At 29.5% G+C, this 22,901-nt stretch carries 13 protein-coding genes and 2 rRNA genes; 6 read left to right on the top strand and 9 right to left on the bottom strand.

Annotation, left to right across the window (positions count from 1 at the left end; genetic code table 4):
* The first annotated feature begins 523 nt into the window (after window positions 1-523).
* From DA803_RS06370 to DA803_RS02025, 6 genes are all read left to right on the top strand, one after another.
* A complete protein-coding gene (locus DA803_RS06370) occupies window positions 524-6,919 on the top strand; it encodes an SGNH/GDSL hydrolase family protein (RefSeq protein ID WP_114190961.1) in 6,396 nt (2,131 codons plus the stop codon).
* Between the two features lie 371 nt (window positions 6,920-7,290).
* The gene (locus tag DA803_RS06375; protein WP_170120266.1) at window positions 7,291-7,446 is read left to right on the top strand and encodes a variable surface lipoprotein; all 156 of its coding nucleotides are present in this window, start codon (window positions 7,291-7,293) and stop codon (window positions 7,444-7,446) included.
* 736 nt (window positions 7,447-8,182) lie between these two features.
* A complete protein-coding gene (locus DA803_RS02010) occupies window positions 8,183-9,577 on the top strand; it encodes a hypothetical protein (RefSeq protein WP_114190962.1) in 1,395 nt (464 codons plus the stop codon).
* A 570-nt stretch (window positions 9,578-10,147) separates the two neighbouring features.
* Window positions 10,148-10,648: a hypothetical protein gene (locus DA803_RS02015; protein WP_114190963.1), complete on the top strand. Its 501-nt coding sequence runs from the start codon at window positions 10,148-10,150 to the stop codon at window positions 10,646-10,648.
* A gap of 59 nt (window positions 10,649-10,707) precedes the next feature.
* Entirely contained in the window at window positions 10,708-10,947 is a 240-nt protein-coding gene (locus DA803_RS02020) for a hypothetical protein (RefSeq protein WP_114190964.1), read from the top strand.
* Window positions 10,948-11,142: 195 nt separating this feature from the next.
* Window positions 11,143-11,451, top strand: coding sequence for a hypothetical protein (locus DA803_RS02025; RefSeq protein WP_114190965.1), 309 nt, complete (start codon window positions 11,143-11,145; stop codon window positions 11,449-11,451).
* Between the two features lie 390 nt (window positions 11,452-11,841).
* Here the strand turns inward: DA803_RS02025 and DA803_RS03340 are convergent, their stop codons facing one another.
* The 9 genes from DA803_RS03340 to mnmA form a co-directional block, all read right to left on the bottom strand.
* Entirely contained in the window at window positions 11,842-11,982 is a 141-nt protein-coding gene (locus DA803_RS03340; RefSeq protein ID WP_170120267.1) for a hypothetical protein, read from the bottom strand.
* A 212-nt stretch (window positions 11,983-12,194) separates the two neighbouring features.
* Window positions 12,195-15,093: ribosomal RNA gene (locus DA803_RS02030) — 23S ribosomal RNA — on the bottom strand.
* Between the two features lie 202 nt (window positions 15,094-15,295).
* A 16S ribosomal RNA gene (locus DA803_RS02035) occupies window positions 15,296-16,817 on the bottom strand.
* Together the 16S and 23S rRNA genes form the textbook arrangement of a ribosomal RNA operon.
* Window positions 16,818-17,085: 268 nt before the next feature.
* Window positions 17,086-17,556 carry a transcription elongation factor GreA gene (gene greA, locus DA803_RS02040; RefSeq protein WP_114190966.1) on the bottom strand — a complete coding sequence of 157 codons (471 nt, stop codon included), beginning with the start codon at window positions 17,554-17,556 and terminating at the stop codon, window positions 17,086-17,088.
* A 68-nt stretch (window positions 17,557-17,624) separates the two neighbouring features.
* Entirely contained in the window at window positions 17,625-18,350 is a 726-nt protein-coding gene (locus tag DA803_RS02045) for a BC85_0335 family putative methyltransferase (protein ID WP_114190967.1), read from the bottom strand.
* The gene (locus tag DA803_RS02050; RefSeq protein ID WP_114190968.1) at window positions 18,334-18,642 is read right to left on the bottom strand and encodes a hypothetical protein; all 309 of its coding nucleotides are present in this window, start codon (window positions 18,640-18,642) and stop codon (window positions 18,334-18,336) included. Before DA803_RS02050 ends, DA803_RS02045 begins: the two co-directional genes overlap by 17 nt.
* Complete coding sequence (gene ruvX, locus DA803_RS02055) at window positions 18,624-19,067, bottom strand: Holliday junction resolvase RuvX (protein WP_114190969.1); 444 nt, start codon at window positions 19,065-19,067, stop codon at window positions 18,624-18,626. Before ruvX ends, DA803_RS02050 begins: the two co-directional genes overlap by 19 nt.
* Window positions 19,060-21,717: an alanine--tRNA ligase gene (alaS, locus tag DA803_RS02060; RefSeq protein ID WP_114190970.1), complete on the bottom strand. Its 2,658-nt coding sequence runs from the start codon at window positions 21,715-21,717 to the stop codon at window positions 19,060-19,062. Before alaS ends, ruvX begins: the two co-directional genes overlap by 8 nt.
* A gap of 17 nt (window positions 21,718-21,734) precedes the next feature.
* A complete protein-coding gene (mnmA, locus tag DA803_RS02065; protein WP_114190971.1) occupies window positions 21,735-22,847 on the bottom strand; it encodes a tRNA 2-thiouridine(34) synthase MnmA in 1,113 nt (370 codons plus the stop codon).
* Window positions 22,848-22,901: the final 54 nt, after the last annotated feature.

Below are 22,901 nucleotides of genomic sequence, written 5' to 3' on the forward strand. Positions count from 1 at the left end.
ATCTAAATAAAATTTTTTAAAATAAATTATAGAAATTTTATAGGAGATAAAATTGCCAAATTATTTGAAATTTAAACAAAAATTATTGATTTTTTATTGAATTTTAATAAAATGAAAAATTAAAATTTTTTCAAATTGAGGCAAAAATATATTTTTTTATAAAAAATACATATAAATAAGACTTTTTTTGCGTAAATTTAGCATTTTTTTTAAAAAAAATGGGAAAAAATAAAAATAAATTGAAAATTATAATAATATTATCTTGTTCGTAATTGCTCTTAATTATTTAAAACCGAGATATTACAAACATAAAATTAAATAGAAATATTAATTTAGGTGCTTACAAATCAATGAATTTTCAATAAAAATTCAATAAAATCTAATTTTGTTTGATTAAAATAATTTAACTTAGGTAAGTTTTAGAAGAATAATAATTCTATTTTGTTTATATAAATGTTAAATTAACTATAAATATATTTTTTCAAACCCAATATGTTTATATATAGATAGGAGAGAAAATCTTATGAAAAAAAATAAAAAGTTTGCTAAAAAATTAATGACATTAGGTGCGTTTATTGTTTTAGGATCAGCCGGAGTTATCGCAGCTTCATGTACCACTAAGATTAAAAAACCAACATATGAGCGTTTAGTTTTTGATCAAAGTGAAGTTTCTGGACAAATAGATTATGTTGCTTTAGGAGATGATTATGCCGCCGGAAATAACTACAGTGATAATAATTATCTTTTAAATGAATATAATATCGACACCGAAAGTATACAAGGAGTTTCATACGCCTCATACTTTGCTAATGCCGTAAAAGAATTAAAAGATAGCAAAACTAATTTAAGAAGTTATAAAAATTATGGTCTATCAGGATCAACAATTGAGGAATGACTTTATCTTTTAAACCCAGAAAAATACAGAAGCAATGCTATAATTGAAAAAAACTTTGAATATAACAAAAACCTAATGGCAGCTAATGGATCTAAACGTTTAGAAAAGACTTTTGGCAACTTCGAAAATTCAAATTATAATGAGCTAAAAGATAGCATTAAGCGAGCAAATCTAATCACCCTATCTCTTGGATATAATGATTTCTTTGCTACAAATGATATTTTTAATTTATTACTTGAATTTCATAATATTGATAGTAATCTTTCACAAATGGAAGAAAAATTAAAGGCATGGTTAGATAGAGCAGAACAAGTGTCATCATTTATTTATGAAAATTATGACCGTTTACTAACTGAAATTAGAAGAATTAATCCTAATGCTAATATTACTTTAGTGGGATATACCAACCCATTTTTAAAATTAAGCACAATTATCAAAAATCAATTTGCTTCAAACAAAGATTACGTTCATGAGGGCTTAGAAATTTTAAATAAACAAATTAAAGCTGTAGCTCTAAGCAATAATGTTAACTTTGTTTCATATTATAATGAAGAACAAATTCTTAATAATCCAAGCAAATTTTCTTCAGATTTATTTGAAATGTTCCCTTCAGTTGAAGGATATAAGAAATTGGCGCAAGATTTATTTATGAAGCTTGCACTTGGAGAAAGTGAATATAACGCCATCATAAGTGATCAATTAGTTGTTGGAGTTGATAATCAAGGATATAAAAAATCGATTCTATTTGATACTAAATCTGATAGCGTTAAATCAGCTATCGTTGGAGATAGTGGCGATGGATTAAGTAAAAAATACGATTTTGAATCTCAAGAAATTAACCAAAAATTAATTGATAATCAAAATAGTGGTTTCAATGCCAACATATTTGGAGTTTATAAAGCCCAATTTAATAACGGAATGAATATGTCAGGGTTTGAATTAATTGAATATTTCTTTAAAACATTGAAAATTGTTGGAATTGATTTAAATGAATATCGTGATTCATTTACTTTGCTAGAAGATGAACTAGGCAGAGATGACACCCGTAATTTATTTATCGAATTCATAAATACTGTTTTTGATAGTCAAACTCTTGATAGTGAACTTAAATCATTTAATAAAAAAGCTAATGAATTAATTAGAGTAACTCCACCAGAAATGCTAACAACCAAAGCAATTGCTAAAATATACTACGAAGAATTTTCTTCACCTGACCACATTTATAATTTTTTTAAGGAAATAGCTAAATCTAAATTTGTTCAAGATCCTAAAATTAATAAAGAATTTAGAGAATATCTAAAACCTTTTATGAGGAAATTAACTAGTTCGAATTTATATAAAGCATTTTTCGATTTATTAAAAGTTTCAATCGAAGAAAAATCACTTGCTCAAATTGATTTCGAATTACAATTAGATACTTTTGTTGATAGTATGATTAACTTAGTATTTGACGAACCTAATAAATATTCAGAATATTCAAATTACATTGAATTTTTAGGAGCATTAACTCAAAGAAGTAAAGTTGAAATTAAAACCGTTCTAGATTCATTTGTAACTTGACTACAACAAGACAAAATCGTAGCCGATAAAATTGTTGATAGTATTGCCGGATCACTAATTGATCTTTACAAAATTGATGGAGAAAATGCCAAAAGTGTTAGAGAATTTGTTCGAATTTTTGTACTAAACTTTAACAAATTAAAAAATTCTGATGTTTTAGTTGGTTTCATAGCTGAATCATTTAGCAGCATTAAACTTGAAATTTCTAAAACACCAACCGTTAGCGAACTTTTTGCCACCTTCATTGATAGTATGATTACTGATAGATATGATGCAAATAATGAAAATAAACTACTATTTACTTTGGCATCAGCAAATCTAGGACAAACTGAAGAAGAGAAAAAATCATACCAAGCTGGACTTGAAGTTATCAGTTTATCATTTATTGCAAAAGAAGATTTCTTTGACACTCAAAATACAAATTATTTAGAAAACAACCAAAAACGTGAAAGATTATTCAAATTATTAACCAATCTAATTAAAGATAAAGATAAAGAACTAACCCAAGAAGGAAGACAACTTATTTCAAATGTTTTAGGTCGATTAGTTGAACAAGCATTTTTGGATGAAAAATCAGACCTAAATGTTACAATCAAAAAATTATTAGATTACTTCATTATTGAACCATTAATTCTAAACTTCAAAAATAACTTCAAAGGCAACGATGCTAATGGAATTGAATCAATCGAGAAATTCATTAGAGACATTTGAGCTACATTATGATCACAGATTAAAAATAAGGATTCAATTGATGGAATTAAAAACTTATTTGCTAAAGTGCTTGAAAGAGCAGAGCAATATGATAATGAATCACTATATGCATTCGTAATTAGTGTTTTCAAAGACGGTGAAAACAATAAACTATATGACTTAATTAAAATCATAGTTTCACAACTAACGGCAACCGATGGAGTGTTTGATAATGTCTTTAATAAAGCGATAGATTGAATTCAAAAAGAAACTAAACACACATTTAGTGAAGAAAATAAAGCTAAAATTAGTGCTTACTCTAAAGAAATACTAAAAAATGCCCCAAATACTACTTTATACGACCATATTGAATCTAAGGTAAAAGAAATTTCTAAGACATTAGATAAGACAAAACAAAGAAATTTCGAAGAATTCTCAAAATATTTTGGTAGTGAAATGAATAAATTTCTAACAGTTAATAATAAAGGAATTGTTCCGGAACTTCTGGACGTATTTTTAGCCCGTGATAGAGATAATAAATATCACATTGAATTTAATAGAGTTATTGAAACATTATCACTATTTTTCAAAGAGGATAAAATAATTGAATATATTATTAATAAATTCGATTTAAAAACAATTATTGAGTCAACTTTAGATAGTATCAAATTTAAAGGTGAAAATAGTCAAAAAAATTGACAAAAGGTTCTAATTGACCTAAAGAAATTTATTAATGATAAATATACTAATTTTATTATTCCTACAATTAGGAAATCTTTTAATACAATTTTTTCTGATAAAGAATTAATCAAAAAATCTAAATCATTTACGGAATTAATTGTTAATTTTATAACTCAAGAAAAAGAAGAATTAAAAAAACAAACTGTTAAATATGTTAATGAGTTATTATTGGATAATAAAACAAATTTAAAAAATAATATTTCAGAGCTAATTGTTTCTGTTGTCGACGAAAGTTTTAATAATGTAGCATTAAACGATAACCAAAAGTTGGAAACAAAAAAAATGATTACAAAATTATTAGACTCATTTACTAAATTTAAATTAACTGAAAAAATGGTTGAGATTATATTTAACAATTTAGAAAAGAATATTAAAACTCAATTATTTAATTTTAGTAGATATGATATAAAATTAAACTTAGTTGAGATTTTCAATGGAGTTGATCATAGTGAGTTAATCAATTTTATAAAAGAATTAACATCAAGTGAAGTGAAAAATATTTCAATAATTGCTCTTAAAAATTGAAAAATAATATTAAATAGTTTTATAACAAATTCTAATGAGTCTAACTCAAATAATCAACAAAATGGAATTTTCGAGTTATCTGGGGATTTAAAAATAAGTAGTAATGTTTGATTAACTTTATTCAAAGAAACATTTAGTAAGTTAGATGAACAAGGCAAGAATGAAATTAAAGGCGAATTAAACAAAATTTTGGTTGATGGTTTTAGCACAAATGTAATATTCAAGCAATTTATAAAAAATCAATTTAATAATATTAAAAATCAAATTATAGAAAAAGAACCCTTAGCTGATAAATTACTATCCAAAATATTTGATTCAACTTCTAAGACTTTTGAGGATCAATTAGTTACAAATATACTAAAAAACGTAAGTGAATGATTAGTTAATCTGGACGGAAAAACAATAAATAGCATTTCAGAGTTAAACATGCAAATTACTACATTGCTTAATGAAACAAAAGAAAAATTTGTTCAATTAGTTAAAAAAACAGTTAAAGATCAATTTAAAGAAAAAGAAAACACACTGGAATTGTCAGGATTAATTTTTGATTTATTAAACCAAAAATATGAATTAGATGCTTCAAATATAAATAGCGAAAATATAAAATTATTTATATCTAGATTATTTAAAAATATTGGAAATTCTGCAATCATTGATAATTTCATTGAGAAATTAATAGAAAAAATATTTCAGATTAAATTACTTGATGAAGAATTTATATTTAGCAAAAACAAAACTTTAAAGCAAACTAAAGAACTGATTGATTCTATTAAATTTGATGAAATTTTTTCAAAAGATAATTTAGATAAGTTATTTTCAGATATGTTAAAAAATAACGAAGTTGATACCTTAAAAGGTGAAATTGTATCATTATACGAATATATTACAACTAATCTTTCAAAATTAAAAGAATTAAAAAATGAAAATAAAGATTTATCTAATAAATATTTTGAAAAATTATTTAAGGATTACAAGAAATATATAATTAGAACCTTAAATTCTATAAACAAAACAATTAAGGATGATGGTACTAATAAAATTAAAAATTCAATTACCGATTCATTAAGAGAAATATTGAAAAAATCAATTGATGATATTGAAGATTCAAAATTAGAAAATAAATACATTGCTCCTGATAAAATCAAAAAAATTTCAAGAATGGTAATTAATTATGATGAAACAAAAAATTTAATAAACAACTTAATAACAAAACTTGGGGAAAATGAATTTGAAGAAACTGGTAATTATGATGAAATATTATGAAAGGTTTTTGACAGTTCAGAAAAAGATTTAATTACAGATTTGACACGAATTATTACTAGAATATCAAGTGATGACAAAACATTAGATATTCTTGTTGACGAAATTTTTAGGTTTTTATCACTAGAAAATGTTATTGAAGAAGATAAAACATTTTTCAAGAATTTAATTAAAAAAATGGTTCCAAAAATTCAAGAAACTGATTTTTACAAAAAGAAGGTAATGAATCGCTTATTTAAAATCTTCAAAAATAAGGCAAAACCAGCTGGCATTCTTAACTTCAATGTTTGAATAAAAGAATTAATGGAAGAATTTGTTTCAATATTTAGTTTAAGAGATGTAGGAATATTTGTTGACTTAATAGGTGAAGGAAATGTGATTGATGGTCCTGAATTTGTTAAATTAATTAATCTAATTTTAGGTAAATCAAATTTAGAAAATTCATTTGTTTATAATAGTCTAAAAAATATCAACAATAATCCTGATGCTCTAAAAAGAAGCAATATTGATACCTTGAATAATCTTGCTTGAAATAGAAACTTCTTTGGTGAAGAAAAAATTAGTGATGACCCGGACAATGTAAAAGTTGAATTTGACCCACTTGCTTTTTTAGACAAGGCATTTAAATTATTAGCTATTGAAGTAACAAAAGAATTTAAATTATATAAAGATTATGAAAATGACTATTTGATTAGATATAATAAGGAAGCATATAAAGCTACATATCGTTTCTTAGTTGCTTTAAAATTTGCAATATTTGAAATGTTTGGTAGAGAAACAATTGATTATTATAGAGAAGTAGGTCCCACAAAAGTCGGCCTTTACACTAGCAAAACAGCTATATTATGAGAAATTCAAGAAGGTTCTGGTCTTAAATGAATATCAAATGTATTTAAAGGAATGCAAAACTACTTTTTACACACAAATATAAGAAGAGAACTAACTAATTATGTTGATAGAAAAGGAACATTTAATTATTACTACGCTCAAGAAGAAAATTATACTCCTAGCTCAATTGATTATTTAATTGTAACTAGCGGATATCATAGTTCTGAACAAAATAAATTAGTTCCATTTAAATATAAAGTTACTAAAGATGGCCAAACGAGAACAATTAGCAAAAGAGATTACATTCTATTAACAATTAGAGAAGGTGGATTTGCTAAATTTATGAAAATAAATAATGAAAAGTCGAACTCTAGTTGAAGTGGTCTTGATAAGGTTGATTTTTCAAAAGTAGAGGAATAATTCAAAAAATGTAAAAGAAGGCAAAATAAGCTTTCTTTTTTTATTTAAATTTAAATTCATTTGCCTTAACCATTAAATAAACATTAATAAAATCATATTTTTTCATATAAATAATTATTAGTTATTTTATGAATTAGGTATTAAAAAATGCTTATGTATATTTATATATAGACATAGTATTTACAAGTGTTTCTCATACAAAATTTAGTTGAATTTAATACTATTATTAGTGTCTTAAAACATTTTTCGTTTTTATTTAACTTTGTTAAGGTCAAAAATACAACAGTTAGAAATAAAGATGATTAAGTAAATGAAATTTGTTTACAAACATAATATAAATAAAGGAAAATTATGAAAAAGAAAAACTTTAAGTGTGAATTGCTTTACCAATCACAATTGCAACTTTACCGCTAATTGCTGCAGCATGTGATCAAAATAATAAGAAAACTAAGCCTATAACCAAAGGTGTAGAAGAATCTAAGCAAAGAGATAAAAAGTACTACATCCTATACTTCTCAACAAGGTAATAAAGGTACTTCAAATGAAGGATATCAACAAGATAGTAAAAGTACTACACCTGATGGAAATCAAGAAGAAAGTAAGGGTACTGCAACTGAAGAACCTCAAAAAGATGACAAAGGTACTCAAGATAATCCTATTACGGCTTGATTCAAAAAAATATTCGGTATAAAAAAATAATAATCAAATAAGATCGAAGAAATAAGTTATCTTTGAATATGTAAAGAAAACTGGTAGTGGTGTAAACAATTTCAATTTTTATAAAATTCAATTAAGAGACAATATTGATGTAATCAAAAAATAAATTTGAAATTGTTTTAATTCAATTTATCATCACACTAATATACGTGATTAGAATTTGAATAAAATCACTACAAAAATAATGTATTATTTTTTAACTAATTTAAGGAAGGCAAAATAAGCTTTCTTTTTTATTTAAATATAATTTAATTTGCTTGCGAAGGTAGTTAAACAAGCACTAAAATAAATCATATTTTTTTACCAAAATAACTAATAAGTTATCCACTAAGAAGGGTAGCAAAAATGTTATATATATATAAATATATATAGAACAACATAAATGCGCGTATTTAGCATATTAAATCCAGCTAGTTTTAAGACTATTATTTAATTTAGAACACTTTTTATTTACCTTTTGTTAAAAGCAATTAACAATTATAAATGAAGATATCATGACTAAAATGAAAATTGTTTGCAAATATAAATGAATAATTAAGGAAAAGTATGAAAAAGAAAAACTTTAAGTGATGAATTGCTTTGCCAGTGGCAATTACAACCTTACCACTAGTCGCAGCGGCATGTGATCAAAATAATAATAATGAAAAAAAAGAAACTAAACCTATAACTGATGGAAGTGATCAAAAAATAACTACACAAGATAATGGCATTAAAAAAGATCCAATGACAAATTTACCAATGACTGATCAAGATGGCAAAATGGGAGAAAAAGATAAAAATAACTCAAATCCTGTTCCCCCAACAACTAAAAAAGAAGAAGGAAAGAAAGAAGATACCGAATCTAAAAACCCTCAAACAAATGAAGGAAAAAAGGATGAAACTCCAAAACCCCCAGCAGTTGATAAAGATAAATCTCAATCTGATGAGCAATCGTCTGAAAACAATTCCTCAGATTCTACAAAAAATGATAGTAAAACTAAATCCGAAGAAAAATTAAAAAAAGAAATGGAATTGCAAAAACAAATACTTGATAAAAAAAATAAGATAAAACAAATAATAAAAGCATACTCATTAGGTGATGAATTAACAAAAGAACTAGAAGTTGAAAACAACTTGGAAAAATTAAACGCGGTTGAGTCTAAAGCATTAGAAGAAGTAAGTAAACGTATAAAGCAAGTTCTAGAAAATGAAAATAAATTAGATGATATTCCTTCTCTAATTCAAAAAATAAAAAATCTTGACTCTTCAACATCAGAATTAGTTGGAATAAAAGAAAAAACAATTAAAGAATTTTACTTAGAATTTATTAAGGGTTTAGAATCTAAAAATGTTGTTGAATTTATGGAATTGCAAGATTTAATTAATAAAAATAATAGTAACAAAGATTACTCATTCATAGAAAAAATCTATAATTCATATAATTCTAAATACTCTCCAATACTACAATTAATAAAAAAATATAATTTGGAAACAAATTACAAAAAGCAAATAGATGCTAATAAATCATTTTCTCAGTTATATGATTTAAAAAAATTGGTTGATGAATTTATTTCCAAAATAAAAACTATTAAAGAAATAAAAATTAATTCTGAAAACAATGAGTTTACATTCCAACTAAGCGACGGTAGAAAAAAATTAGAAAAGGATAAATTTCAAATATTTTTTAAACAAATAGATGAACCTAAATCAAATGAATCTATTATTGCCCCAACTCGAGAAAAATATAATGATATTACACTTGAATATACAGTAAAATTCATGAGAAGAAAGGGTAAAAATAAGAATATAAAATCAAAAATTTATCTTTTAGGAGTGCAAATAGAAGATCAAATATACATAATTCCTGATATATCATTAGATAAAATATTAGAAATTAGAAAAAATGAAAATTTTGAGTCTAAAAATTACCCCGAATTAAAATATGTACTAGAAATTGATTAATTTTGAAAAAAATAAAATAGATATATACTACCTTTAATTTAAATAAGTTAACACTCCGGGATAAGGGGTGTTTTTATGATAAAACAATTTTCATTTAATGAAAAACTAAAATCCTGCAAATTATTATAGAGGACATATTTGAAATTCCTTTAATTCAATTTATCGTCGATATTAATTATCAATATAAAAATATATCGCCAAAATAATACATAGATTAGATATGAAGAAAGGACACTAATTTCACTAATTTAGAGAAAGCAAAATAAGCCTTTTTTTTATTTAAATTTACTTAATTAAATCATCAACAAGCACTAAAACAAAGCATATTTTTTCATCAAAATAACTAATAAGTTATTCATTAAGAAGGGAATAAAAATGTTATATAAATATATATAGAACAACATAAATGTGAGTATTTAGCATATTAAATCCAGCTAGTTTTAAGATTATTATTTAATTTAGAACACTTTTTATTTACCTTTTGTTAAAAGCAATTAACAATTATAAATGAAGATATCATGACTAAAATGAAAATTGTTTGCAAATATAAATGAATAATTAAGGAAAAGTATGAAAAAGAAAAACTTTAAGTGATGAATTGCTTTGCCAGTGGCAATTACAACCTTACCACTAGTCGCAGCGGCATGTGATCAAAATAATAATAATGAAAAAAAAGAAACTAAACCTATAACTGATGGAAGTGATCAAAAAATAACTACACAAGATAATGGCATTAAAAAAGATCCAATGACAAATTTACCAATGACTGATCAAGATGGCAAAATGGGAGAAAAAGATAAAAATAACTCAAATCCTGTTCCCCCAACAACTAAAAAAGAAGAAGGAAAGAAAGAAGATACCGAATCTAAAAACCCTCAAACAAACGAAGGAAAAAAGGATGAAACTCCAAAACCCCCAGCAGTTGATAAAGATAAATCTCAATCTGATGAGCAATCGTCTGAAAACAATTTCTCAGATTCTACAAAAAATGATAGTAAAACTAAATCCGAAGAAAAATTAAAAAAAGAAATGGAATTAAAAAAACAAATAACTGATAATAAAATAAAATAAATATAAAAGCATACTCATTAGGTGATAAATTAACAAAAGAACTAGAAGTTGAAAACAACTTGGAAAAATTAAGCAAACTTGAATCTAGAGTTCTAAAAGAAGTAAGTAAATATATAAAACAAGTTTTGCAAAATAATAATAAATCAGATAATATTCCTTCTCTAATTCAAAAAATAAAAGATCTTAACTCTTCAACACCGAAACTAGCCGAAATAAAAGAAAAAACAATTAAAGAATTTTACCTAGAATTTATTAAAGGTTTAGAAGCTAAAAATGCTATTGAATTTATGGAATTGTAAGATTTAATCAATAAAAATGATACTAACACGGGTTACTCATTCGTAGAAAAAATCTATGCATTATATAATTCTAAATACTCCCCAATACTACAATTAATAAAAAAATATAATTTAGAGAATAATTACAAAACTCAAATAGATAACAATAAATCATTTGAACAATTATATAATTTAGAAAAATTAGTTAATGATTTTATGTCTAGCATTAAAACCATTACTAATGTAAAAGTTGAATCTGATAAATTCAAATTTAAATTAAGTAGTGAAAGAAAGGTGGTAGAAGGTGGTGTATTTAACGTAATTATTAAAAAAGTAGACACAACTACGCCGTCAAATTCAAGAGATTCTATTATTATTTCAGAACCAATTATATTTAATAAGGATACAAATGAATATGAAGCAAAATTTAGAAGGAGAAATAATAAAACAAATATAAAATCAAAAATTTATCTATTAGGCATAGCAGTTACTACAGAATCTGGAAAAAATACTGCTACTATTTAATTCCTGATTTATCATTAGAAGAATCCACTAAAATATGTGATGATCAAAATTTTAAATTTGATAAATATCCTGATGAAATAAAATCAAAATTAAAATATGTGTTGGAAATCTAATAATTTTACAAAACAATCATATTTAATTTTAATTTACATTAAACTCCTAATTTAAAATCCATATTTTCCTACATATAATACGGATTTTATTTTTTATTTTTTTGATTTAAATTAATAAACTCGATGTTATTTAGCTTATATATTAAAATTTTTTATTTAATTTTGTCTATTGTTGTTTATATCCTTTGCTTAAAAATTAAAAATGCAAATTTTATATAAAAAAATCAAACAAAGCTATTTGCTATTGTTTGATATTTAAAACCCTAATAATTATTTATTATTTACTAGATTTATTATTTGGATTTAATTGTTTTCCGCGATTTCCTTGGACATTAGAGTAAGCTTTGTTTTGTCCACTTGTACCTTTGTTAGGATTTGATTGATTAGATTTATGATTGTTATTATTTTGATTATTCATATATTTACTTTTTTTATAAGTAATTTTTTGATTTTCACCTTTTTTCGTTATATTACATTCATTATTTAAAAATTCAATTAATTATCAACTTAAATGAAAAAATAGCTAATTTAAAGTATAAAAAAAATCCAAAACTGGATTTTAGTGCGTTATGTTTTTGTTCTCTGAAAACTGAATATCGTTGTAATTTAGATTAATCTGCTATAGAATTCACTATTAAACCGTTCAATTTATTAGTACTGGTCAGCTGAATGCATTGCTGCACTTACACCTCCAGCCTATCAACCTCATAGTCTATAAGGAATTTAAAAGGGAATACTCATCTTTGAGGGGGCTTCCCGCTTAGATGCTTTCAGCGGTTATCCCTGCCGCACTTGGCTACCCAGCTATGCTTTTGGCAAAACAACTGGCACACCATCGGTGCGTCCACTCCGGTCCTCTCGTACTAAGAGTAGCTCTCATCAATATTCCAACGCCCACATCAGATAGGAACCAAACTGTCTCACGACGTTTTGAACCCAGCTCGCGTACCGCTTTAATGGGCGAACAGCCCAACCCTTGGAACCGACTCCAGCTCCAGGATGCGATGAGCCGACATCGAGGTGCCAAACCTTCCCGTCGATGTGATCTCTTGGGAAAGATAAGCCTGTTATCCCCGGGGTAGCTTTTATCCGTTGAGCGACGGCCTTTCCACAAAGAACCGCCGGATCACTAAGTCCTGCTTTCGCACCTGCTCGACTTGTAGGTCTCACAGTCAATCACACTTCTACCTTTATGCTCTAAGATACGGTTTCTGACCGTATTGAGTGTAACTTTGAACGCCTCCGTTACCCTTTAGGAGGCGACCGCCCCAGTCAAACTACCCACCACACACTGTCCTCTTACCAGATCATGGTAACAAGTTAGAAGTTCAACGTAACAAGGGTGGTATTTCAACGGTGACTCCACTCAGACTAGCGTCTAAGCATCATAGTCTCCCACCTATCCTACACATGTTAAATCAAACTCCAATATGAAGTTATAGTAAAGCTCCACGGGGTCTTTTCGTCTAGATGCGGGTCTCCGGCGTCTTCGCCGGAACCATAATTTCACCGAGTCTAATGTCGAGACAGTTAAGAGATAATTACTCCTTTCGTGCAGGTCAGTATTTAGCCGACAAGGAATTTCGCTACCTTAGGACCGTTATAGTTACGGCCGCCGTTCACCCGGGCTTCACATCAATGCTTCGCAGATGCTAACACCTTTGCTTAACCTTCGGGCACTGGGCAGGAGTCACCCCATATACATCGTCTTACGACTTAGCATAGAGCTGTGTTTTTGATAAACAGTTCCCCCTTACTATTCACTGCGGCCCACTTTTTAAGGTGGGCATCCCTTCTTGCGAACTTACGGGATGATTTTGCAGAGTTCCTTGACATTAGTTTTCTCGCTCGCCTTAGAATACTCATCTTGGGGACGTGTGTCCGTTCTCGGTACGGGTTTCACAGAATTTAAGTTAGCAGCTTTTTTAAGAGGTATGAAATCGTATAATTCGCTACTTTGTTGCCATTTCACTATGCATCATAACTCCCGGTTATGCCGTGCGGATTTGCCTACACGACCCAGTTATTATTTACCCCACAATCCAATAAGTGGTAATACTATCCTCCCCCGTCACTACATCACATTCTAGAAAGTACAGGAATATTAACCTGTTGTCCATCGGCTACGCCTTTCGGCCTCGTCTTAGGACCCGACTAACCCTGGGTGGACGAACCTTGCCCAGGAAACCTTCCCCAATAGGCGTCAGAGATTCTCACTCTGAATCGTTACTCATACCGGCATTCTCACTTGTAAGCGCTCCACCAGTCTTCACAGTCTGGCTTCAATGCCCTTACAACGCTCTCCTAACGCATTTCTGCCCGTAGCTTCGGTATTGTGTTTTAGTCCCGTTAAATTATCGGCACAGAGTCTCTCGACTAGTGAGCTATTACGCACTCTTTAAACGATGGCTGCTTCTGAGCCAACATCCTAGCTGTTTAAGAAACTCCACAACCTTTCTCACTTAACACAATTTTGGGACCTTAGCTGACGATCTGGGTTGTTCCCCTCGCGTGCATCGACGTTATCACCGATGTACCGACTGCATAGTAGTTCATGATAGTATTCGGAGTTTGATTATAGTCAGTACGGCTAGGCGCCGCCATTCCATATTCAGTGCTCTACCCCCACCACTTAACACTACACGCTAGCCCTAAAGCTATTTCGGAGAGAACCAGCTATCTCCAGGTTCGATTGGAATTTCACCCCTACCCACAAGTCATCCGGGCACTTTTTAGCGTACTACGGTTCGGTCCTCCACTTAGTGTTACCTAAGTTTCAACCTGCTCATGGGTAGATCACCTGGTTTCGGGTCTATATCAACATACTAAAGCGCCCTGTTAAGACTCGATTTCTCTACGGCTTCGCTTTATTCCACTTAACCTTGCATGTTGACATAACTCGCCGGTCCATTCTGCAAGATGTACGCCATCACCCATTAACGGGCTCTGACTAACTGTAAGTAATTGGTTTCAGGATCTATTTCACTCCCCTCCCGGGGTTCTTTTCACCTTTCCCTCACGGTACTAGTTCGCTATCGGTGTCTGGTTAGTATTTAGCCTTACCGGGTGGTCCCGGCGGGTTCAGACAGGGTTTCACGTGCCCCGCCCTACTCAGGATACTACTTGAAGACTTATTCATTTCGCTTACGGGAATTTCACCCTCTATGTTTAAGCATTCCAGCTTATTCTGCTATGTTTAAGTTTTGTCTAACTTCGTATAAGTAGTCCTACAACCCCAACATCAAATGTTGGTTTGGGCTCTTCCCCGTTCGCTCGCCACTACTGAGGGAATCATTCTTTATTTTCTTTTCCTGCTGCTACTGAGATGTTTCAATTCACAGCGTGTCTCTTCATTCGACTATGAATTCATCGAAATGATAATTGAGGATTAGCTCAATTGGGTTTCCCCATTCGGAAATCCCCGGATAACAGCTTATTTCCAGCTAACCGAGGCTTATCGCAGGTAATCACGTCCTTCTTAGACTTCCAGACCCAAGGCATCCACCAAAAACTCTTATCTTGTTTAATAGTTGTTTTGTTATTGTTTGTTGTATGACCTATTGTTGTCTTTAATTTTGATATATATATTCTATAGGTTGATCTAAACTTTGAAATATTAATTAATATAATTTTTCAATGTCGATATTCAGTTTTCAAAGAACAAATATAGAGAGATAGATCTCTCAAAACTGAATACGAATATTTTTTCCATAACTAGGTGTACTCCGTAGAAAGGAGGTGATCCATCCCCACGTTCTCGTAGGGATACCTTGTTACGACTTCACCCCAGTCACCAGTCCTACCTTAGGCAGTTGCCTCCGAGGTTAGCAAACCGACTTTGGGTATTACCAGCTCCCATGGTGTGACGGGCGGTGTGTACAAGACCCGAGAACGTATTCACCGCAGCATAGCTGATCTGCGATTACTAGCGATTCCGACTTCATGGAGTCGAATTGCAGACTCCAATCCGAACTGAGATCGGCTTTTTGAGATTTGCTCCATGTCGCCATATTGCTTCTCTTTGTACCGACCATTGTAGCACGTGTGTGGCCCCACTTGTAAGAGGCATGATGATTTGACGTCATCCCCACCTTCCTCCCAGTTACCCAGGCAGTATCTCTAGAGTCCTCAACATTACTTGTTAGTAACTAAAGATAGGGGTTGCGCTCGTTGCAGGACTTGACCAAACATCTCACGACACGAGCTGACGACAACCATGCACCATCTGTCACTCCGTTAGCCTCCACTATATCTCTATAGCTTCGCGAAGGATGTCAAAAGTGGGTAAGGTTTTCCGTGTATCTTCAAATTAAACCACATGCTCCACCGCTTGTGCGGGTCCCCGTCAATTCCTTTAAGTTTCACTCTTGCGAGCATACTACTCAGGCGGATCATTTAATGCGTTAGCTGCGTCAGTGATTCCTCCACCGACTAATGATCATCGTTTACAGCGTGGACTACCAGGGTATCTAATCCTGTTTGCTCCCCACGCTTTCGTCCCTCAGCGTCAGTATAGACCCAGTAAGCTGCCTTCGCCTTTGGTGTTCTTCCATATATCTACGCATTTCACCGCTTCACATGGAATTCCGCTTACCTCTATCTAACTCTAGTTTGCCAGTATCCAAAGCGAGCCAGGGTTGAGCCCTGGAATTTGACTCTAGACTTAACAAACAGCCTACGAACGCTTTACGCCCAATAATTCCGGATAACGCTTGCGACCTATGTATTACCGCGGCTGCTGGCACATAGTTAGCCATCGCTTTCTGACAAGGTACCGTCAGCTCAATAGCATTTCCTCTACTGAGTGTTCTTCCCTTATAACAGCACTTTACAATCCGAAGACCTTCATCGTGCACGCTGTGTCGCTCCATCAAGCTTTCGCTCATTGTGGAATATTCCCTACTGCTGCCTCCCGTAGGAGTTTGGGCCGTATCTCAGTCCCAATGTGGCCGTTCAGTCTCTCGACCCGGCTAAACATCATAGTCTTGGTGGGCCATTACCTCACCAACTAACTAATGTTCCGCACCCTCATCCTTTAGTGGAGCTTTGGAGCTCCTTTCACAACAGAATCATGCGATTCTATGCGTATCCGGCATTAGCCAATGTTTCCATTGGGTATTCCAATCTAAAGGGCAGATTAAGTACGTGTTACTCACCCATTCGCCGCTAGGTCCTAAAAGAACCTCGCTCGACATGCATGTATTAGGCACACAGCCAGCGTTCATCCTGAGCCAGGATCAAACTCTTAATATTTGATTTTGGTTGTTATTTTGTTTTTTTGTTATTTAAATTATTTTTTAAATTGACGTTATGGTATTCGTATTCAGTTTTCAAAGAACTATCTAGGCACAACTTAATAAATCGCACAATTACTATTATACATATTTTATTTTTTTTAAGATGAAAAAATATTTTTTTATTATAAATTTATTTTGTCGTAAAAAAATAAACCGATTAACTCGATTTATCACTTATTAAATTATATATATAATATTGTGTTAATTCTAATGTCACTTTTAAATTATAATATTGATTCAATTTTGACTTTATATTTGTGTGGAGCTTCAACTTCGACTATATCTTTAACTTTTTTTCCTAATAAAGCTTTTGCCAATGGTGAAGTGTTAGAAATTTTATTATTAAATGGATCGGCATCCAAAGCACCAACGATGGTAGCTTCTAATAATTCATTTGTCTCCAAATTAATTGCTTTAATTGTTGATCCGATTTTTACGTTGTGTGATTTTTTTGATTCAATCACTTCACAATTTTCTAGTATGTGTTGAATTTCAAGAATTTCATTTTCAATTATTGCTTGCTTATCACGAGCAGAATCATATTCCGCATTTTCTGAAAGGTCACCTTGATTTCTAGCTTCTTTAATTTCTTCAATAACTTGTGGTCTAGCTACTTCTTGTAAATATTTTAAACGTTCTTTATACTGTTCAAAACTTTGGACTGTAAGATATATTTTTTTATCATCTTGTTGCATAATTATCTCCTTAAAACTAAGATAAATGTATTTTATCTATTTATCAATAAATAATATCATATTATTAATTATTCTTCACTAACTTTGTCTTTAATTTCTTCATGTGCTAAAATTAATACTTTTTCATTTGCAAATTTTAAATTTTCATAACGCAACTTATAACTTGTTAAAATTGGTTTTGATAATTTTATTTGTTCAAAACTATTAACTGATATAATCATCATTCCCTTTTGATTCAAAAATTTTAAATATTTTTGTAAATGTTGCTCAATTGAAAAATTTTCATTAGACGAAAATATTAAATCATAATCTTGTTTTTGCGATATACCATAAGTTAATTTAATTGTTGACAAATCAGGAAATTCATTTTTTATTTCATCGTATTTTGATAAGTATTTCTGATGAGAATTATCACAAAAAACATTTGATGATGCCAAAGCTGCCGATGAAATAGCTAAATAATCATTTTGGTCATTTATTAAAACATTTTGATATTTGTTCAAATATATTGTGTTGATTAAAAAAGCTACAAAAAAATCATTAATAATGTTGTTATCATAATATTTTTTTATCCCATTTAATACAACGCCATAATTTGGATTTTTTACTCGTAGTTTGGCAATTTCTACTTGCTCTTCTGGATTAATCATTTTTTTAGATATCCGTTTTTTAATAACTAATGTTGCAATAAGAATAACAATAGCAATTATCAAAACAACTACCATGCTAATTGCTAGTGCAGTTCTAACTTGTGGGGAAAGACTTGATGATTTACCACTAAATAGATTTTTCACTATCGTCCCCAATTAATTTTGCAAGTAGGTCACTTTTTTGATCTCGATCTAGAACTAAATTATCTTTGGCAAATTTAAATAATAAGTCAACAAGAATATCAATTTCACCCTCGTCATCAATTTCTGTGATTTTTCCATTGTGTTCTTTTACAAAAAATAGCGCTTCTCCATCAGTTAAAATTAAATAATAATCGCCATTTTCTTCTAAATCAAATAATACATAAATCTCATCACCATCATCAGTAATGATTCTTCGGTCTTCAGTAAAAATATTTATTTCTTTTCTTGACATGATATTCTCCTTAAATACTCTTCTAAAATTAGCTGCGCCGCTAAAGAATCTTTTTTGGTTTTTCGTTTCTTAGAATTAAAACCAGCATTTATTAATATTTCTTCAGCATTAATTGTACTTTGTCTTTCATCCTGAAATTCAATTGGAAGTGAAATAATTTCAGACAATCGGGATGCAAATCTCTCAACCATATAGGTTCTTTTACTTTTTGATAAATCCATTCTTATAGGATATCCTAAAACGATGGTATCAATTTCATTTTTAAAATTACTTTCATTAAGATAATATAAAACTTTTGCAATAACAAGCTTAAAGTGGTTTTCTTCAAAATTAAAATTTTCAAGACCAGTAGCGATGATTCCAAGCGGATCAGAAATGGCAAAACCACATGTTTTTGTGCCCAAATCTAAACACAACTTACGCATTTAAGTCCTTTTTAATTCATTCAACAACGTCTGATAATTTAAATTGATTGTCAATTGACCCTTGACTTACAATTTTATTACCTCCACCCTTACCATTAAATTTAGCAACTAATAAATCAAAAATTATTTTTGAATCATATGTTTTAGAAGCAACCATAACAAAAAATGTATTTTCTGATTTAGCAAGTCCAATAATTAAAGAATCATTATAAGTTTCTCGTAATGATACAATTGCTTTTCGCATAGTATTAGCATCTAAATCCAAAATAATAAATATCTTTTTACCATTAATTATTTCCGGTTTATAAGCTGATGTATCAACATTTTTTGATTGCTCTTGTTTTAGTAGTTTTCGATAATCTTCACGAATTGCATTTTCATCTTGGTCATAACTATCTAGTAACATTTCTTTTGCTTTACTTGATTGTGGAGTAGTTTTTAGAAAATCAAAAGTGTATGAACGATCAAAATTTTTATTCGCTTCAACTAAAGTTGCTAACAATTTTTCTTTATTCTTAATTTCATTTAATAAATACTCTTGTACCAAAGCTGATGAAGTAATAGCCCTTAGCCGATATATACCAGTTCCTTTTGAATCAACACCGACAATTTTAAAGTCTTCAATTAAGCTAGATCTCTCAACGTGAGTTCCCCCACAAAGATCTTTTGTTATTCCTTCAAATTCCACAACTCTAACTGCCTTGGCATCATGATATTCTGATTCTTCGATAGTCATATAAGCTCCCATTTCTTGAGCTTTTTTTATTGATGTAACAACGTAATTTCGCTTAGAATCTTTTTCAATATATTCACGCATGATTTTTTCAATTGATTTTATTTCATCTTTAGTAGGTCGATGATCTAAACCGAAATCAAAAGTAAAATGTTCAGGAGTAATATTTGAACCTAGTTGTTCAATAATTTCATGCGGATATGTCTTTCTCAAAGCATGAAACATAATATGTGTTGATGAGTGATTTCTAGCATAATTAAGGCGTTTATCAGCATCAACAAAACATTCAACTTCTGATTTTTTATTAATTTTTCCTTTTATCATGTGAACATGATTTCAAAACTTATCTTTGAAAACATCAAGAATTTCAATTTTATTGCCATCTTGTAATATATATCCAAAGTCATGATTTTGACCACCACTAGTCGCATAAAATGGAGTTTTATCTAAAATTAGATAAGAAATTGCTTCACTATCATCATTTTTTTCAATCATCTCTTGATCATTTAATAAATATAAAATTTTTGATTTACTTGTTAAATTATCATATCCAATAAAATCAGAAACCTTGTTTGGAATAAATGCAAGTGAATTAATAACTTTTTGCATTCCCATTTCTTGATTGCCACGAGAGCGTTCTTGATGTTCTTTTAAATAGGCGTTAAATTCATCAATATTCAAACTAATACCTTTTTCTTTTAAGATTTCATTGGTTAGTTCAAAAGGAAAACCATAGGTATCAAACATTTTAAAGGCAATTTTCATATCAATTTTTTTATGTTTCTGAAATTCTTGTTCTAATAATTTTTCACCTTCATGAATTGTTTTGGCAAATAACTCTTCTTCTGCTTTAATAATATTTTTAACATATTCAATATCAATATCAAAAATTAAAGATTTTTTTACAATTTCAACTAAACGATATAAAAAGGCTTTTTCTTGAATATGTAAAGCCATACCTGAACGGTAGGCGCGACGAATAAGACGACGAATAATATATCCTCGACCAACATTCGAAGGGCTTACTCCATCATTAATCGCATTAACAGAAGCACGAATATGGTCAGCAATAATTTTAAAATGAGTATTAATTTTACTTTGAGCAGCATCTTTTGTAAAGTAATTATTAATGTCATATCTTAGTTTAGTAAACTTTTCAGTTTCACGAATAATCGGTAAAAATAAGTCAGTGTCAAAGTTTGTTGGTGCATCTTGTAATATCGAAGTAATTCTTTCTAGACCGGCACCAGTATCAATATTTTTGGTAATTAGTTCTGTGTAATTATTTTCTCCATCATTATTAAATTGTGAAAAAACAATGTTTCAAATTTCAACATAGCGATCATTTTCAATATCATTAATTAATAATTCAATTCCCCTTTTGTCATATTTTTCACCACGATCAAAAAATATTTCAGTATCAGGTCCACAAGGTCCTTGACCAACATCTCAAAAGTTAGTTTCGCGAGTCCCTTTAATCATATGACTAGGATCAACTCCACATTTAACTCAAAAGTTATAAGTATCAGTATCTTCAGAAAAATAAGTAATATAAATCCTATCTTTTGTTAATTTTAAAACGTTGAAAATAAATTCATATCCGAATTCAATAGCTTCTTTTTTAAAATAATCGCCAATTGAAAAGTTTCCCAACATCTCAAAAAAAGTATGGTGGCGCGCAGTAATTCCCACATTTTCAATATCATTAGTTCTAATTGATTTTTGTGAATTAGTAATCCGCTTCGATGGTGGAACTTTTTTACCACTAAAATAATCTTTTAAAGTTGCGACACCAGAATTAATTCATAGTAGTGAGGGATCATTTTGCGGAATTAGTGATTTTGATTCTACTACTAAGTGATCTTTTGATTTAAAAAAATCTAATCACATTTGTCTAATTTGTTTTGATGATAACATTATCTTTTTTCTCCTAATTATAAATAAGTTTTTTCTTTACCTTGATAATATACTTTATCAATTATAGCACCGCCAACCACCTTATCTCCATCATAGACAACAATTTCTTGTCCGGGAGTAACTGCTTCAGTCATGGGATAGGTTACTTTAATTTGCGAATTTTCAAGTATTGATAATTGAATCGGGATGTCATTTTGACGATATCTAAATTTAGCGGTTAAATTATTGATATTGAATTTATAAGCAATTCGATTGAAATTTATGGCAATAAGCATATCTGAAAGTAAATATTCTTTATGGTCATCATTTGCCACATAAATAATTGATTTTTCAATATTATGTCCAACTACAAAATATGGCTTACTAAAACCCCCTAAATTCAATCCTTTTCTTTGCCCAATTGTATAATACATTGCCCCTAGGTGATTACCTACGACTTGATTTGTGGCGATATCGTAAATTTTTCCAGGTTTAGCCGGAATATAATTTTCTAAGAATTTAGCAAATTTTCTCTCACCAATAAAACAAATTCCTGTCGAATCTTTTTTATTAGCGGTTGCCAATTTAAGTTCCTTTGCAATTTCTCTTACTTCAGGTTTTGTTAATTTTGCTAAAGGAAAAATTACCCTTTTTAATTGTTCATTATTCAATTGAGCTAAAAAATATGATTGATCTTTATTTAAATCCTTAGCTTTATAAAGTTCACCATCAATTGCATCTGCATAATGACCCATGGCAATAAAATCAGCATTCAAATTATTAAAAGCATAATTAGCAAATGATTTAAATTTAATATATTTGTTACAAAAAATATCAGGATTAGGGGTTCTACCAATTTTATACTCTTCAATTAAATAGTTAAAAACATGATCTCAATATTCTTTAACAAAATCAACGCGATGAAGTTCAATTCCTAGCGCATTTGCAACTTCTTGGGCATCTTGATAATCTTTTTCTTGTGGACATATTTCTTGGTCAAGATCATCATTTCCTTTAAAATCATTATTCAAAAATGAATCTCAGTTTCTCATAAATAAACCAACAACTTCATATCCTTGTTTTTTTAGCAAATAAGCGCAAACTGATGAATCAACACCACCGCTCATTCCCAAAACTACTCTCTTCTTCATGGTATTTCCTTTCCTTAATTTAAACTCACAAAATAAATATAGTGCATTTAATTA

The sequence above is a fragment of the [Mycoplasma] phocae genome (assembly GCF_003332325.1).
GTDB lineage: Bacteria > Bacillota_I > Bacilli_A > Mycoplasmatales > Metamycoplasmataceae > Metamycoplasma > Metamycoplasma phocae.